Below are 15,831 nucleotides of genomic sequence, written 5' to 3'. Positions count from 1 at the left end.
GCGCGGCCATTCAGCGTTCTGCTGCCAGATGGTGATAGTCCCGGCTGAACCACACCAGCCCCTGCCGCGCGGTCTCGCGCATCCGCACCGCGACGACCTCGCAGAAAAACACCGTGTGGGTGCCCTGCGCATGGGTCGCCGTCACTTTGCAGTCAAACGCGACATTGGCATCGGCCAGCACCGGCGAGCCGGTCTCGGCCAGCGTCCAGTCGCCATGGGCAAAGCGGTCCACGCCTTCGACATAGCGCGCGAACAGACCCGACAACGCCTGATGGTCGGCGGCCAGCACATTGACGCAAAGCACGCCGTTCTGCACGAACCGGTCATGCGCAAAGGCGTTGCGGTTGACGCAGACCAGCAGCGTCGGCGGGTTGTCGGTGACCGAGCACACCGCCGAGGCGGTGATGCCATGCCGCCCGCCCGGCCCGTCGGTGGTGATCAGGTTCACCGCAGCGCCCAGACGGCTCATGCCCTCGCGGAACGCCTGTTGTGTTTCGGTCAGTTCCATCGCGCTGTCCCCTTTCAGATGTCCAGCACCAGCCGCGCACCCTTGGCGCGCGAACAGCAGGCGCAAATCAGATCGCCGTCTTCGCGTTCGTCGTCGGTCAGAAACTGGTCCCGGTGGTCGATCTCGCCCTCGAGCACGTCGGTGACACAGGTGCCGCAGACGCCCTCTTCGCATTTGACCTCAAGCTTCACGCCCGCCGCCATCAGCGCCTTGGCGATGGTGTCCTTGGGGCCAACCTTGACCGTGATCCCCGAGGCGCGCGCCTCGACCTCGAACCCCTCGCCGGTCAGATCCACATCCGCCGAGAAATACTCGCGGTGCACCTGCCCGCTGGCGTGCCCTGCCGTCTCGGCCGCGCCCAGCACCCAGTCCATGAAGCCCTGCGGCCCGCATACGTAAAGATGCGTGTCAGCCGCCGGGGCGGGCAGATCGCGGGCCAGATCCAGCTTCTGGTCTGCCGCGCCATCGTCGAAGTGGAACACAACCCGGTCGGCAAAGGGCGCCGCGCGCAGCGTGTCCAGAAACGCCGTGACGCTCTCAGAGCGCGTGCAGTAATGCAGCACGAAATCGCGGCCCAGCGCGTGCAGCCGCTTGGCCATGGCGATCATCGGCGTGATGCCGATCCCGCCGCCGATCAGCACCGATTGCGCGGCGTCCTCGGCCAGCGGGAAATGGTTGCGCGGACCTTCGACGCTCAGCTCGGCCCCGACGACCGCCAGCCGGTGTACAGCCTCCGAGCCACCCCGGCTGACCGGGTCTTTCAGCACGCCGATCTCGTAAAACCCGGTTTCCGCCGGGTCCGAGCACAGCGAATATTGCCGCCACAGATCGAGCGTGTTCTCGACCAGATGCAGGTCCAGATGCGCGCCTGCGGTGAACGGCACCAAGGTGCCCTGCACCGGCTCCAGCCGGATACGGGCGATTGCGCCGCGGTCATCCAGCCGCTCGGTGACGCGCAGGGTCAGGGGGGTGCCAGTGCTCATCGCGGATAGATCCCGCCGTTCACGTCCCAGCACGCGCCGTTGACGAACGCCGCCTTGGGGCTGGCCAGCATCACCACCATCTCGGCCACGAAGTCAGGATCGCCCAACCGGCCGACCGGAATGGCCGCCATGGCCTTGTCGATGCCGTCGCCCAGCACCTCACGCACCAGCGGCGTGTCCATCGGCCCCGGCGCGATGGCGTTGCAGGTCACCCCGAACGCCGCCAGATCGCGGGCGAAAACCTTGGTCAGCGTCAGGATCGCGCCTTTCGAGGCGGCATAATGCGCGCCCGTCGCGGTGCCGCCGTTCTGTCCGGCCAGCGAGGCCATGTTGACGATCCGCCCATAGCCGCGTGTCTTGAAATAGCGGCCAAAGATCTGGCTGCCGGCAAAGGTGCCGCCCGCATTGGTGGTCAGGATGGCGTTGAAATCGGCCGGGTCGATGTCGAGCACCGGCTTGACCGCCGTGCGCGCGGCGTTGTTGACCAACACCTCGACCGAGCCCCAGCGATCCACCACCTTGTCCAGCACCGCCTGAAAATCCTCAGGCTTTGTGACGTCCAGCGTCGCGGCAACCGCCGTGTCGCCCGCCAGATCCAGCGCGTTGGCCAGTGCCAGCGCCGGTTCGTGCACGATGTCGGTGATGATGACGCGGTAGCCCGCGCGGTGCAGCGCGCGGGCGGCAACGGCACCAAAACCGTTCGCCGCACCGGTGATCACGGCGGTCTGGATTTGCTCTGGCAAAGGGGCCCCCATCAGAACAGATAGCTGAGCGAGGTCAGCATCCCGTCAGAATTGAGCAACCGCGCCACCTTCTGCGCGATCCTGAAACCGCCCTCGGGCTGGCGGATCAGCGTGTAGGTGGTGTTGGCGGCGAACAGGCGCTGGCGGCCGAACTTGTCCTCGACCAGCTGCTCGGCGCAGCGGACGGTGACTGTATCGCCCTCGACCTTTTCGATCACGAAGCGCGACATCGCCCGCACCGTCTGCGCCGCAGGCGCGGACGAGATCGAGAACCCCTGCCGGAACCGCCCGATGCGATCGCGCCGCATCTTGTCGTTGTCGTAGCACAGGTTCAGGCTGTTGGCGTAATCCTCGCCCTCGCCCATCGGCATGATGTAGAGCCCATCCCTGGTCCACAGCTCCAGCCAGTCCTCATAGGCCTTGGCGTCGAGCATATCGGCCTCGGCCCAGATGAAGGCGCTGACCTGCGACAGCAGCGCCAGATCCTGAGTGTTGGTCACGTCCTTCATTGCGCCATCATCCTTTTCCACATCGTGTAGGCCGCGCGCATGCCGGTTTCGGCGCTGATATGCCCCTTCGGCCCCGCTTCGCCGGGCACTTCGTCGATCAGACCGCGGTTCACCAGAATCGGCAGCGCCTCGCCGCCCTTGGTCCCGCGCTGCACGCGTTCCCAGACCTCGGCGTCATCGGGCGATCCAAAGCCCATCGGCCCCTGAAAATGCTCATGCAGCCGCAGACGCATCCGGTTGGCGGCGGCAGGGCCGCCGTCCATGCCCAGCGCCATGTGGCGGATATCGGTGCGCTCGACGGTGACCGGGGTCAGCACGCGGAAGAAGGCCAGACTGAAGGACACGTTGGGGAACAGGTTCAGGTTGAACCCGGCCCCGCCAACAGCGCGCACGATCTTCTTGACCTGATCCTCGGGATACCCGTCGTCACGCAGCTCCTGCGCCAGCTCGGCAAAGCGGTCGGGGATCGGCGCGTCGAGGTTGTCATCCAGATCGATCAGCTCGGGGATCATCACCATCACCGAATGGCCGTTGCCCAGATCCTCGACCCAGCCTTTGCCCTTTTCCAGAAAGTCGAACATGTCGTTCGTCTCGCCGTCGAGCGTCTGCATGAAGCTCTTGTGCACGACCGGGAAGTGGTAGCCGTCGGTGGTGTTCTCCAGCTGAACCTTCCAGTTCATCGGCACGGTGAACTGATGCTCGCCCAAGACCTTGATCGGGAACCCGCCGCCCTGCTTCATGAACAGGTCGATGTAGCGGCACACCTGCGGGCCAAGGAAATCGACCAGCGGCTCGGCGTCCTCGTTGAAGGTCGCGAACACCATGCCGTTGTAGCTTTCGGCCCGCAGCTTGAGCAGACCATGCTGCGCCTTGTCGAAATCGTCGCCGTATTGCTCAGGGTACGGCAAGGCACGCAGGCTGCCGTCCAGACCATAGCCCCAGCCGTGGTACGGGCACTGGAACGAGCTGGTCTTGCCCTTCTTGACCTCGCAGACCGTCGCCGCCCGGTGGCGGCAGCGGTTGACCATGACGTGGATCTTGTCCTTGCGGTCGCGCACCACGATGACCGGCTCAAGCCCGACAGTGGACAGCTTGAACGAGCCCTTGTCGGGGAATTCGCTTTCATGCGCGACCCAGACCCAGGTCCGCTTGAAGATGCGCTCCATCTCTTCGGCGAACAGGTCAGGGTCTTCGTACATCGCGGTCGCGACTTTGGAGTCGGCACTGTAAAGCGCGTCGAGATCGCTGAATTTCGGCGTGTCCAGGGACATGGGTTCAGCTCCTGTGGGCTTGAGGGATTTCCAGCGCGCGGCCCAGACGGGCCTCGACGCTCATGTATTTCCAAAGGCGGTGACCGTCGTCGCCCACCTCGATGGTGCGCAGCAGGTTGCAGGCAGCCTTGACCGCGTCGCGGTTGGGGAAATCGACCAGCATGTACCAGGTGAAGGGAAACCCGCGCGAGGTGCCGACCATCGTCTGGTCGTCATCGAAGGTGCCGATGATCGTGGCGCCCTCGATACCGGCGACACCCGACATATAGGCCTGCGTTGCCTTCCAGACCTTGCCGATCTGGTCAAAGGGCAGATCGAAAAAGCTTTGGTGGTTGTTCATGCACAACAAGGTGCGGATCGGGGTCTGGTCAGTCATGAAACGGTCCTTTTCGGAAAATCAGGGGCAGCCCGCAGGGGGCGGATCAGGGGAAGCCGGGCACGGTGGGCTGCTCGAACAGCGTGGCCCCGGCAGCGGTCCAGGTGCCCTCGCCCATAAAGGCGTGCTGGGCGACGCAGGCCGCGTCGATCATGCAGCGACCCAGCGGATGCCCGGTGAACATCGCGTCCGAGCCGCCCAGAACGAAAGCCAGCCGCGCCGCCTCGGCCCCGTCATGCGCGGCCTTGCTGGCGACCATCCGCAGACGCACATGGGTCTGGCGGTCGACCGCGCCTTGGGTGAGCATCTGCTCCCAGGCCTGGTCAATCGTGTCGTAAAATGCCGCCCGCGCGCCCATCAGCAGACTCTCGGCCTTGGCGTATTCGGCCTGCACATAGGGGCGCGCGCCCGGGCTGGGGGCACCGGTGATCGAGGCCCGGCGCATCGCGTCGCCGTGCAGCCAGTCCAGCGCCTCGCGCGCGGTGCCCAGCGCGACAACGGCCAGCACCTGCGCCGCCAGCGCCATCGCCGGATAGTGGAACACGCGGTCCTCCATCATCGGCTTGCCACCGCGGATAAAGGTCCACTCGGGCGCGACCACCACATCTTCGACCACCGTGTCGTGGCTGCCGGTCGCCGACAGACCAACCGAACGCCAGGTCTCGTCCACCGTCACCTTGCTGCGCGGCATCACCGCGACGCGCGGCAGCGGGCTGTTGTCGCCGCTCACCTTGATCCCGGCACCGACGATATCGGCCCCCATCACGCCCGAGCACCACGGCCAGCGCCCCCGCACCTTGAACCCGCCGTCGACGATCTCGGCCGGTTGCGGCGGGAACATCGCGCCCGCGAATACCGTGTCAGGGTTCTTGCCGAAGATCTGGGCATAGGTATCGACCGGCAGCGCGGCCAGATAGGTCGCCGAAACCCCGAAGCTGGCCACCCAGCCGGTCGAGGCGTCGGCGGCAGAGATATCCTCGATCAGGCGGCAGAACTGCGACGGGGTCAGCCCGTCGCCGCCAAACCGCTCGGGCACAAAGGCGCGGTAAACACCGATCTTCTTCAGCTCGGCCACCATATCGACCGGCACATGGCGCAGCGCGGTGAACTCGGCCCGCCGGGCGCGGATCTGTGCCAGCACGCGGGCTTTCTCGGCCGCCAGATCGGGTTTCAGCTCGGTTGTCACACTCATCAAACAGCGTCCTTTTCCTTGAAGGCCGGAAGGCTTTCGGCCAGCCATTTCGCAATGGCGCACAGCCGGGCATCGTCATACTTGCGCCCCACCAGTTGCAGCCCGACCGGCAGCCCGTCGGACGGGCGGCGCGAGGGGATCACGATCGCGGGGTGGCCGCTCAGATTGAACGGGCGCAGAAAGCGCGTCAGCGGCAGCACGGTCTTGGGGTCTTGCGCCTCGGTCAGGGTCGGCGGCACCATCGGCAGCGCCGGGGTGATCAGCGCCTCGGCTGTGGCGAGCACCGCGTCGACCTCGGCGGTGAACGCCGCGCGCACGGCTTCGGCCTGCGCCAGTTGGTCGGGGGTGATCGCGCGGCTGGCCGTCAGGCGGGCACGGATGTCAGCGCCCAGAGGCGCGCCCTCATCCAGCAGATGCCCGAAGGCCGCGACGGTTTCCGCGCCGATCACCGTCATGCCCGCCGCAAACGCCGCCTCCAGCGAGGGCAGCGTCACGTAGTCGACCTCGGGAGCGCCCTCCATCAGGGCATAGACCAGCGCTTGACCGACCTCGTCGTCCAGCTCGGCCTTGATGCGCGCCAGACGCGGTGCGGTGGTCAGGGTGACGGGCGCAAAGCTTGGGTCCATCGCCTGCATCGCGGCGATCAGCATGTCCATGTCGCGGGCGAAAGCGCCGACGCAATCCAGCGACGATGCCGCCGGGCTGAGCCCCTTGCGCGAGATCCGCCCATAGGTCGGCTTGATACCGTAGACGCCGCAACAGATCGCCGGTTGGCGCACCGAACCGCCGGTATCGGTGCCAACGCCGAAATCGCAGATCCCCGCCGCCACCGCCACCGCCGAGCCCGAGGACGAGCCACCCGGAATCCGGTCCGGCCAGCGCGGGTTGACCGGCGTGCCGTAAGCCTCGTTCACCCCGGTCATGCCGTATGCCAGCTCGTGCATGTTGGTCTTGCCGGTGATCCGGCACCCGGCGTCCAGCAGCGCCTGCACCACCTCGGCATGACGGTCCGCAGGCACTGCGTCGTCAAAGGCGCGAGAGCCGCAGCGCGTCGCGTAACCGGCAATATCAATGCAATCTTTGACCACCACGCGCAGGCCGTCACCGCCCAGATCCAGCGGGGCGACAAGGGCGTGTTTTGCAACAGTCGGAGGGACGGACATGGGTGAGTCGGCTTTTCATTGCGTGATTTACTACGTGAAAATTACCGTAAAACGAAAAGCGATCAAGCACAAATTTCGCGTGATCTGCAGTTTTTACAGTGCCTTACACAGATGCGCGCGCAGCATCGCGGGCCGGTCGCCTGTGGCGGACCAGCCAGGGAGCGTCCTGTCGCCGGGCGCTCATCCGTGTAACGATAACATGAATATTACCGTTATCTTTTGCGAAATTCGCAAGACTGTTTTGCGGCGGTACGATCGGAATTACGTGAATATTACCGCTTGACCCGAAGCCCAGTGTCTTTACCGTTCCCGCATCGTACCCCGGCCCCCGATGGCCGATGCTCAGGAGGTCCCATGACCCAAGACACCCAACTCGCCGCCCTCACCCGCCGCATCGAGATCCTCGAAGCCGAGGCCGAGATCCGCCGCATTCAAGCCCGCTACATGTTTCTGTGCGACACGCCGATGCCGGAATTCGGCGTCGCCGACGATGCCGAGCGCATCGACCTGATCATGGCGCTTTATACCGAAGACGCCGTCTGGGAAGGCGTGGGCGAATACTACGACAACCAGTTTGGCCGCGCCGTCGGAGCGCCCGCGATCCGCAAGCACTTCGAGGGTTTCTGGGGCGGCAAGCAAGACCCGGCGCTGATCCTGAACTGTCACTACCTGACGTCCGAGCAGATCTACGTGAACGCCGATGGCGTCACGGCGGATGGCCAATGGGTCCATATGCAGCCCTGGCTCTTTTCCGACGGCAAGGCGCTGCTGCGCTCGTCGCGGCTGTTCAACGGGTTCCGCAAAGAGGCCGACGGCCAGTGGCGCATCACCCGGACCCGGACCGAGAACGTCTTCGTCGCCCCCCTGCCCGCGACCTGGGCGTCGGACTACCCGTCCAAATCGATGCTGATGAAACCCTGAGGTCACACGACACGCAGCAAAAGGGGCGGCCCGCAGGCCGCCCCTTTTGTTGTCAACGGTATGCGATGCAGACCGACTTGGTTTCGAGGTAGTTGTCCAGCGCCCCCGCCCCGTGCTCGCGCCCGATGCCCGATTGCTTGACGCCCCCAAACGGCATGTTCTGGTCGGGAATATTGTGGCTGTTGACCCAGACCGTCCCGGCCTGAATGCGCGGCACATAGCGCATCATCTTGTTCAGATCGCTGGTCCAGATCGACGCGCCCAGACCATAGCGCGTGTCATTGGCCATGCGGATCGCGTCCTCGGGGTCGTCAAAGGGCGTCATGGTGACGACGGGGCCGAAAATCTCTTCCTGCATCAGACCCATATCCTGACGCACATCGGTGAACAGCTCGGGTGCGACGTAGAAGCCGGCCTCGGGCGCGCTGCCACCGATGACAGGCTTCGCCCCCTGCTCGATGCCGCGCGCGATGCAGGCTTTGACATGCGCCTGATGCCGGGCCGAGACCACCGGGTTGATCTGGTTGCCGGGGTTCAGGCCGGGGCCGATCGGCAGGCTGCGGGTGACATTGGCGATCACCTCGAGCGCCTTCTCGTAGATGCCCTTTTGCGCATAGATCCGCGTCCCGGCGCAGCAGGTCTGGCCCGAGTTGAAGAACGCGCCGATCCCCGCCGCCGCCCCCAGCAGGTCCAGATCCATATCGTCGAACATCACCATCGGGGCCTTGCCGCCCAGCTCCAGCGTGACGCGCTTCATGTCCTTCATCGCCTGAACGCCGATCAGCTTGCCGGTCTCGGTCGAGCCGGTGAAGGTGATCTTCGCGATGCCCGGATGCGCCACCAGCGGCGCGCCCGCATCCTCGCCCATGCCGGTGATCACGTTGACCACGCCCTCGGGGAACCCGGCCTCAAGACACAGCTGCGCCAGACGCATCGAGGTCAGCGGCGTCTCCTCCGCCGGTTTCAGCACCACCGTGCACCCCGCCGCCAGCGCGGGCGCGATCTTCCACACCGCCATGTTCAGCGGGAAGTTCCACGGCGTGATCGCCGCCACCACGCCGACCGCCTCTTTGCGGGTATAGGCCTGATACTGCATGCCCGGCGGGATCGCGATGGACACATCCAGCGTCGACCCTTGGATCTTGGTCGCCCAGCCCGCCATGTAGCGGATGTATTCGGCCGAGGATTGCACCTCGACCAGACGCGACAGCATGATCGATTTGCCGTTGTTCAGCGTCTCGAGCTGCGCCAGTTCCTCGCCGTTATCCTCGATCAGCTGCGCCAGTTTCAACATCAGGTTCTGCCGCGTGACCGGCAGCATCTGCGACCACGGCCCGGTGAATGCCGCCTGCGCCGCGCGCACGGCCAGATCCACATCCTCGGCCGTGCCGGCGGGCACCTGCGCCAGCTCCAGCCCGGTTGCGGGGTTATAGACCGGATAGGTCGCGCCCTTGGCCGCCGCGACCTGATCGCGTCCGATCAGCATCTTGGGGGCCTTGAGGAAATCGGCAACCGCCGGCGCGATAGCCGAAACGAGGGCGTCAGGGGGGCTGATCTTCATGTCGCTGTCTTTCTGTACAGAGGGATGGGAAACCGCAGCGCTCAGGCGCGCTGCAAAATGAAATCGAACGGCGCGCGCCAGATCTCGGACGCGGTCTCGACCCGCTCGAAATCGACGATCAGAGCATCCTTGACGCCGAACACGGCGTCCGAGGTCAGATAGGGATCGCCCGCCACGAAGGTGTGGGTGATCACCCGGCGAAAGCCCGGGGCCGAGACCAGAAAATGCATATGCGCAGGCCGCCACGGATGCCGCCCCAGCGCCGCCAGCATCTTGCCGACCGGCCCGTCATCGGGGATCGGGTACGAGATCGGACGGATGCCGCGAAACGCATAGCGCCCGTCCGGCCCGGTGCGGAAAATCCCGCGGTTGTTCCATTGCGGCTGGATGCCGGGCTGCTGCACGTCATAGAACCCGTCGGCATTGTCGGACCACACATCCAGACAGGCGCCTTCGACCGGGTTGCCGTCCAGATCGGTCACCCGCCCCTCGAACAGACAAATCTCGCCCTTGCCATCGGCGCTGATACACGCGCCCATCGCCCGCTCAGGCGCGCCCTCGACGTGGAACGGGCCGAAAACCGTGGTTGGCGTCGCGCCCTGCTCGAAGCGGTGGTTGATCGCGTCGACCAGCATCGACACGCCCAGCACGTCCGACAACAGCACGAATTCCTGCCGCGTGTCGCCGCAGATCTGGCCGGTCTTGGTGAGGAAATCGATGGCGACGCCCCATTCCTCTTCGGTCAGCTCGACGTCCTTGATGAAGGCGTGCAGGTGTTCGACCAGTGCCCCCATCACCCGGCGCAGCCGCGGGTCCGCGCTGGTGTCCATCCGGGCGTTGACGGTCTGGGTCGAGGTTTCTTCGGTCAAATACGCGCTCATGCTCTCTCCTCCAGCATCGGCGGTGCGCCCGCCTGCGCGCGGGCCAGCAACGCCCGCAAGGGGGCCGCCTCCAGCGCGCGCGGGTTCCAATAGGGATTGGCCAGCGCCAGCGCGGTGGCGCGGTCCAGCCCGTCCCCGGGCATGCCCAGCGCCGCAAGCGAGGTCGGCACACCCCCTTCAGCCGCCAGCGTGAACAGCGCCCGCGCCGGGTCCGGCCCCAGCACCCGCGCCAGACGCGCCATCACGCCGGGGATCGCCGGGGCGTTATATGCCAGCGCGTGCGGCAGGATGACGGTGTGGGTTTCGGCGTGGGGCAGCCCGAAGCTGCCGCCCAGCGTGTGACAAAGCTTGTGATGCAGCGCCATGCCGACCGCCCCCAGACAGATGCCGCACAGCCACGCACCATACAGCGCCTGCGACCGAGCCTGCCCGTTGCCCGGCTCGCGCACGATCACCGGCAGCGCGGCGCTGATCGCGCCGATCGCCTCAAGCGCCATCAGATCGACCACCGGATTGGCGTTCTGGGCATAGAGCGCCTCGACCGCGTGGGCGATGGCGTTCAGCCCGCTGGTCACCGACATCGCCACCGGCAGGCCCAGCGTCAGCGCCACATCATAGATCACCACCTCGGGCAGCACCCTGTCGCTGCTCTGCGTGCGCTTCACGCCGCCCTCGGTCTCGCCCAAGATCGGCGTCATCTCGGACCCGGCATAGGTCGTCGGCAGCACCACCTGCGGCAAATCCGTGCGCAGGGCCAAGGCTTTGCCCAGCCCGGTCGTCGAACCGCCGCCAATCGCGACCAGCACATCCGCCTTGATATCGCCCAGCACAGCCAGCGCGGTTTGCGTCACCTCGACCGGCGTGTGCATGGCCGCGCCGTCAAAGATGCCCACCGCCCGCGCGCCCAGCAACTGCGCCACCGCTTCGGCTTGCCCGCGTTGCTGCGGCGTTGACAGGATCAGCGCGCGGCTGGCCCCCAGCGCGTCCACCTCGGCAGGCAGTTGCGCCAGCGTGCCTGTGCCGAACACCACGCGTCCGGGACGCGCAACATAGGTGAAGCCCCGGCCATCGTATCCCGGAAGGGGCGCGGGGCCAGTGGCGTGAAGGGGGGCGTTGTCTTGCGTCATCGGGTCCAGACCAAACTCAGGTGGCCGAGTGTGGCACTGCATAGTTGCGGGATAAATCACGTTAATTGGGAAACACTTTTGCAACACACGCAAGAATTCCACGCCCCGTCAGACCTGCGGCTTGAGTGCCGCGCCGCTTTATGTGAATATTCCCTTAAATTTCTTGCGCTGAGGTCAACAATGGACCGCTTCTCGGAACTGACTGCTTTTGTGCGTGTCGCAGACGAACGCAGCCTGACCCGCGCCGCCGATACGCTGGGCATGTCGGTCTCGGGCGTCAGCCGTCACCTCAGCGGGTTGGAAAACCGGCTGGGCGTGCGGCTGGTCCAGCGTACCACCCGCCATCTGTCGCTCACGCCCGAGGGCGAGCGCTTCGCCGAGCATGCCCGCGACATCCTCGCCACGCTGTCACAGGCAGAAGAGAGCATCAGCCTTGTCTCGGTCGAGCCGCGCGGGGTTTTGCGCGTCGGGGCCTCGCTGTCCTTCGCGCAGATCCACCTGATGCCGGTGATCCGCGCCTTTACCCGCCGCTATCCGCAAGTCGACGTCGATCTGCAGATCTCGAACCGCTATCTGGACGTGATCGACAGCGACCTCGATCTGGCGATCCGCATCCGCCGGGTCGAGATGGACAGCTCGGTCACCATCCGCAAACTGGCCGAGATCCCGCGGGTGCTGGCCGCCTCGCCCGACTACCTCAAGACCCACGGCACGCCGCAATCCCCCGCCGATCTGGCCGCGCATGACCTGCTGCTCTACACCTTGTCGGATGACTGGGAGCACCTGTCCTTCACCCGCGGGTCCGAGACCCTGCGCCTGCCGGTCAAGGGCCGCATCACCGCCAATGACGGCCGGCTGCTGCGCCGCGCGGCGCTGGACGGGATCGGCATCCTGTCCCAGCCGATCTATGTGATCGACGCCGATCTCGATGCCGGGCGGCTGGTACGCGTGCTGCCCGACTGGGATCTGCCACGCCTGACCACCAATGTGGTCTTCCCCTCGCGGGTCCACCTGCCCGCGCGCACCCGCCTGTTCATCGACGCGCTGGTCGAACATTTCCGCGCTCATGCCTTTGATGGCCGCTGGAACGCGCCGGTCTGACGCACGGCCTAGAACAACACCCGCGCGACGCCGTCCTGCACCGCCTTCAGCTGCGGCAGCACCTGCTCCACCAGCTCAGCCGCGCTGCGCTGCGCCGCCGCCACGCCGACATTCAGCGCCGCCACCACCGTTCCGTGCCCGTTGCGCAGCGGCACCGCCAAACTGCGCAGGCCGATCTCGACCTCCTGATCCACCAGCGCGAAACCCTGCCCGCGCACCTGCACCAGCAGCGCCTTCAGCGCCTCAAGATCCGTCACGCTATAGACCGTCCTCGGTGCCAGATCCGAGCGTTCAAGCAGCCCCCACGCCTGCCCCTCGGGCAGCGCCGCCAGCAGCACCCGCCCCATCGACGTGCAATGCGCCGGCAGGCGCGAGCCGGGCATCAGCCCGATCGACATCACCCGGCGTTGCGCCGCCCGCGCGACATAAACGATCTCGGTCTCGTCCAGCACGCTGACCGAAACGCTTTCGCCGATCCGTTCCGACAGTTGTTCCAGCCACGGCTGCACCACCTGCGCCAAGGGCATCGCCGCCAAAGCCCCGATCCCCAACCGCAAGACCTTGGGCGTCAGGGTAAAGAACTTGCCGTCATGTTGCAGGTAGCCCAGCTCGGCCAGCGTCAGCAGACAGCGGCGCGCCCCGGCGCGGTCCAGCCCCGCCGCCTCGGCGGCTTGCGACACTGACAACCGCGCCCCCTGCGCGCCGAACCCCTCCAGCACCGCCAACCCCTTGGCCAGCGAGCCGATGAAATCGGTGGATTTGATCGCCATGCGAACATTAACCTTCATAATCCGAACAAAGTTCACTATCCGAATAATCCGCTTTGTCCGTCAACCCCCGCGCGCTATCGCTGAGCCAGTTTCAGAGGAGCCCTCTATGGACAAGACACGCGACTCGCTCGCCGCCGCCGTGGCGGATATCCGCGATGGCATGACGGTGATGATCGGCGGCTTCGGCGGCGCTGGCTCACCCATCGAGCTGATCCATGCGCTGATCGACCACGGCGCGCGCGACCTCACGGTGATCAACAACAACGCCGGCACCGGCCACGCCGGGCTGGCCGCCCTGATCGAACAGGGCCGCGTGCGCAAGATGATCTGCTCGTTCCCCCGCTCGGCCAATGCCGAGGTGTTCAACGAAGCCTATCTCGCCGGTCAGATCGAGCTGGAACTGGTCCCGCAAGGCACGCTGGCCGAACGCATCCGCGCCGGGGGTGCGGGCATTCCTGCCTTCTACACCCCCACCGGCTATGGCACCGATCTGGCCAAGGGCAAACCCCAGCACGACTTCGACGGGCGGATGTATGTGCAAGAGCGCTGGCTGAAAGCCGACATCGCGCTGATCAAGGCCGAGGACGCCGACCCCCACGGCAACCTCACCTACCGCATGGCTGCGCGCAATTTCGCGCCCCTGATGGCGATGGCCGCCGCGCAGACCATCGTGCAGGCCAGCCGCATCGTGCCTTTGGGCCAGATCAACCCCGAGCACGTCATCACCCCCGGCATCTTTGTGAATGCCGTGGTCGCCGTTCCCAACCCCGCGCAGGAAGAAGTCCTGACGCGCGAACAGGTGGTCTATCCATGAGCACGCTCGACACCGTCAAACTCACCAGCGCCCAGATCGCCTGGCGTGCGGCGCAGGACATCGAGGATGGCGCCTACGTCAACCTCGGCATCGGTTTCCCCGAGATGGTCGCGCGTTTTCAGGTCGCCGGTCGCCGCGCGATCTATCACACCGAGAACGGCCTGCTCGATTTCGGCCAGCCCCCCGCAGCGGGGCAGGAAGACTGGGATCTGATCAACGCCGGCAAACGCGCCGTGACGCTGAACCCCGGCGCCTCGTTCTTCCACCACGCCGACAGCTTTGCCATGGTGCGCGGCGGGCATCTGGATGTGGCGATCCTTGGCGCGTATCAGGTCGCGCAATCGGGCGATCTGGCGAACTGGTCCACAGGGCCGGGCGGCGTGCCCGCCGTCGGTGGCGCGATGGATCTGGTCCACGGGGCAAAGCGCGTCGCCGTGATCACCGAACACACCACCAAAAAGGGCGAACCCAAGCTGGTCGCGCACTGCACCCTGCCCCTGACCGGGGTGGCCTGCGTCACGCGGGTCTATACCTCGCTCGCCGTGATTGATATCGACGCCGGGCGCTTTGTTTTGCGCGAGAAACTGGCGGCGCTGTCGCTCGACGACCTGCAAGCCGTCACCGGTGCCCCGCTGCACATCGACGCCCCCGTCCAAGACCTGACCGTCCCGGAGCTGTAAATGACCGACGCCTATCTCTGCGACTACATCCGCACCCCCATTGGCCGCTTCGGCGGCGCGCTGGCCCCCGTGCGCCCCGATGATCTGGCCGCGATCCCGCTGCGCGCGCTGGCCGCCCGCAACCCCGGCGTTGATTGGGACGCGGTGGGTGACCTGATCCTCGGCTGTGCCAATCAGGCCGGTGAGGATAACCGCAACGTCGCCCGCATGGCCGCGCTGCTGGCGGGCCTGCCGGTGAGCGTGCCCGGCACCACGATCAACCGGCTCTGCGGGTCAGGGATGGATGCGATCATCACCGCCGCCCGCGCCATCAAGGCAGGCGAGGCCGAGTTGATGATCGCCGGCGGCGTCGAAAGCATGACCCGCGCGCCTTTCGTGATGCCCAAGGCCGACAGCGCCTTTTCGCGCACCAACGCGGTCTATGACACCACGATTGGCTGGCGCTTCATCAACCCGGCGATGAAGGCGGCGTATGGCGTGGAATCCATGCCCGAAACCGGCGAGAACGTCGCGCAGGATTTCGGCATCAGCCGCGCCGATCAGGACGCCTTCGCCCTGCGCTCGCAGCAAAAGGCAGGCGCGGCGCAGGCCTCGGGCCGTCTGGCGCGCGAAATCACGCCGGTCGAGATCAAGACCCGCAAGGGCGTCACCACCGTGGACGCCGACGAGCACCTGCGCCCGCAGACCACGCTGACCGATCTGGAGCGCCTGAAACCCATCGTCCGCGCAGATGGCACGGTCACGGCGGGCAACGCCTCGGGCGTCAATGACGGCGCGGCGGCGGTGATCATCGCGTCCGAAGCTGCCGCGCGCAAATACGGCCTCACCCCCATTGCGCGCATCCTCGGCGGTGCAACAGCGGGCGTGCCGCCGCGCATCATGGGCATCGGGCCTGCCCCGGCGTCGCAGGCGCTGATGGACCGGCTGGGCCTGACCGCCGCTGATTTCGACGTGATCGAGCTGAACGAGGCTTTCGCATCACAAGGCCTCGCCACCCTGCGCCAACTCGGCATCGCCGATGACGACGCCCGCGTGAACCGCAACGGCGGGGCGATTGCGCTGGGGCACCCGCTGGGCATGTCGGGCACCCGCATCACCGGCTCGGCGGCGCTGGAGCTGATGGAAACCGGCGGGCGTCGCGCGCTGGCCACCATGTGCATCGGCGTCGGTCAGGGCATCGCCATCGCGCTGGAACGCGTCTGACCTTGACCCCGGCGGCGCGGGGCGCGAC

The 15,831-nt window shown here is 66.3% G+C and carries 17 protein-coding genes; 5 read left to right on the top strand and 12 right to left on the bottom strand.

What is annotated here, in order from left to right:
- Positions 1 to 10: 10 nt before the first annotated feature.
- The 8 genes from OKW52_RS08255 to OKW52_RS08220 are packed head-to-tail and all read right to left on the bottom strand — an operon-like array spanning position 11 to position 6,745.
- The gene (locus tag OKW52_RS08255) at positions 11 to 508 is read right to left on the bottom strand and encodes a flavin reductase (protein WP_264505278.1); all 498 of its coding nucleotides are present in this window, start codon (positions 506 to 508) and stop codon (positions 11 to 13) included.
- 14 nt (positions 509 to 522) lie between these two features.
- On the bottom strand, positions 523 to 1,491 hold the full coding sequence (locus tag OKW52_RS08250; RefSeq protein WP_264505277.1) for a PDR/VanB family oxidoreductase: 969 nt from the start codon (positions 1,489 to 1,491) through the stop codon (positions 523 to 525).
- Positions 1,488 to 2,234, bottom strand: a complete 747-nt coding sequence (locus OKW52_RS08245; protein WP_246022275.1) for an SDR family NAD(P)-dependent oxidoreductase — start codon at positions 2,232 to 2,234, stop codon at positions 1,488 to 1,490. Before OKW52_RS08245 ends, OKW52_RS08250 begins: the two co-directional genes overlap by 4 nt.
- Positions 2,235 to 2,245: 11 nt before the next feature.
- Positions 2,246 to 2,743 carry an aromatic-ring-hydroxylating dioxygenase subunit beta gene (locus OKW52_RS08240; RefSeq protein WP_264505276.1) on the bottom strand — a complete coding sequence of 166 codons (498 nt, stop codon included), beginning with the start codon at positions 2,741 to 2,743 and terminating at the stop codon, positions 2,246 to 2,248.
- Positions 2,740 to 4,014 carry an aromatic ring-hydroxylating dioxygenase subunit alpha gene (locus tag OKW52_RS08235; protein ID WP_264505275.1) on the bottom strand — a complete coding sequence of 425 codons (1,275 nt, stop codon included), beginning with the start codon at positions 4,012 to 4,014 and terminating at the stop codon, positions 2,740 to 2,742. The genes OKW52_RS08240 and OKW52_RS08235 overlap by 4 nt, the downstream gene beginning before the upstream one ends.
- A 4-nt stretch (positions 4,015 to 4,018) precedes the next feature.
- Positions 4,019 to 4,390 (bottom strand): hypothetical protein, encoded by a 372-nt coding sequence (locus tag OKW52_RS08230; protein WP_264505274.1) that lies wholly within the window; start codon positions 4,388 to 4,390, stop codon positions 4,019 to 4,021.
- 46 nt (positions 4,391 to 4,436) lie between these two features.
- Entirely contained in the window at positions 4,437 to 5,582 is a 1,146-nt protein-coding gene (locus OKW52_RS08225; protein ID WP_264505273.1) for an acyl-CoA dehydrogenase family protein, read from the bottom strand.
- Entirely contained in the window at positions 5,582 to 6,745 is a 1,164-nt protein-coding gene (locus OKW52_RS08220; RefSeq protein ID WP_264505272.1) for an amidase, read from the bottom strand. The genes OKW52_RS08225 and OKW52_RS08220 overlap by 1 nt, the downstream gene beginning before the upstream one ends.
- Before the next feature lie 354 nt (positions 6,746 to 7,099).
- Here OKW52_RS08220 and OKW52_RS08215 point away from each other — a divergent pair, with 354 nt between their 5' ends.
- A complete protein-coding gene (locus OKW52_RS08215) occupies positions 7,100 to 7,666 on the top strand; it encodes a nuclear transport factor 2 family protein (protein WP_127104692.1) in 567 nt (188 codons plus the stop codon).
- 52 nt (positions 7,667 to 7,718) lie between these two features.
- On the opposite strand, the gene OKW52_RS08210 is transcribed toward OKW52_RS08215, so the two are convergent.
- From OKW52_RS08210 to OKW52_RS08200, 3 genes are read right to left on the bottom strand one after another with little or no spacing between them, the layout of a single operon-like run.
- Complete coding sequence (locus OKW52_RS08210; protein WP_264505271.1) at positions 7,719 to 9,227, bottom strand: aldehyde dehydrogenase family protein; 1,509 nt, start codon at positions 9,225 to 9,227, stop codon at positions 7,719 to 7,721.
- A 41-nt stretch (positions 9,228 to 9,268) separates the two neighbouring features.
- Positions 9,269 to 10,108 carry an intradiol ring-cleavage dioxygenase gene (locus tag OKW52_RS08205; RefSeq protein ID WP_264505270.1) on the bottom strand — a complete coding sequence of 280 codons (840 nt, stop codon included), beginning with the start codon at positions 10,106 to 10,108 and terminating at the stop codon, positions 9,269 to 9,271.
- Positions 10,105 to 11,235 carry a maleylacetate reductase gene (locus OKW52_RS08200; protein ID WP_264505269.1) on the bottom strand — a complete coding sequence of 377 codons (1,131 nt, stop codon included), beginning with the start codon at positions 11,233 to 11,235 and terminating at the stop codon, positions 10,105 to 10,107. Before OKW52_RS08200 ends, OKW52_RS08205 begins: the two co-directional genes overlap by 4 nt.
- Before the next feature lie 180 nt (positions 11,236 to 11,415).
- On the opposite strand from OKW52_RS08200, the gene OKW52_RS08195 reads away from it, so the two are divergent.
- On the top strand, positions 11,416 to 12,336 hold the full coding sequence (locus OKW52_RS08195; protein WP_264505268.1) for a LysR family transcriptional regulator: 921 nt from the start codon (positions 11,416 to 11,418) through the stop codon (positions 12,334 to 12,336).
- A gap of 8 nt (positions 12,337 to 12,344) precedes the next feature.
- On the opposite strand, the gene OKW52_RS08190 is transcribed toward OKW52_RS08195, so the two are convergent.
- Positions 12,345 to 13,106: an IclR family transcriptional regulator domain-containing protein gene (locus tag OKW52_RS08190; protein ID WP_264505267.1), complete on the bottom strand. Its 762-nt coding sequence runs from the start codon at positions 13,104 to 13,106 to the stop codon at positions 12,345 to 12,347.
- A gap of 106 nt (positions 13,107 to 13,212) precedes the next feature.
- Here OKW52_RS08190 and OKW52_RS08185 point away from each other — a divergent pair, with 106 nt between their 5' ends.
- From OKW52_RS08185 to pcaF, 3 genes are read left to right on the top strand one after another with little or no spacing between them, the layout of a single operon-like run.
- Positions 13,213 to 13,920, top strand: a complete 708-nt coding sequence (locus OKW52_RS08185; RefSeq protein WP_264505266.1) for a 3-oxoacid CoA-transferase subunit A — start codon at positions 13,213 to 13,215, stop codon at positions 13,918 to 13,920.
- On the top strand, positions 13,917 to 14,600 hold the full coding sequence (locus OKW52_RS08180; RefSeq protein ID WP_264505265.1) for a 3-oxoacid CoA-transferase subunit B: 684 nt from the start codon (positions 13,917 to 13,919) through the stop codon (positions 14,598 to 14,600). Before OKW52_RS08185 ends, OKW52_RS08180 begins: the two co-directional genes overlap by 4 nt.
- On the top strand, positions 14,601 to 15,803 hold the full coding sequence (gene pcaF, locus OKW52_RS08175; protein WP_264505264.1) for a 3-oxoadipyl-CoA thiolase: 1,203 nt from the start codon (positions 14,601 to 14,603) through the stop codon (positions 15,801 to 15,803).
- Positions 15,804 to 15,831 lie beyond the last annotated feature (28 nt).

Origin of the sequence: Pararhodobacter zhoushanensis, from assembly GCF_025949695.1 — a bacterium.
GTDB lineage: Bacteria > Pseudomonadota > Alphaproteobacteria > Rhodobacterales > Rhodobacteraceae > Pararhodobacter > Pararhodobacter zhoushanensis_A.
This window is presented reverse-complemented; position numbering and strand designations above follow the sequence as displayed.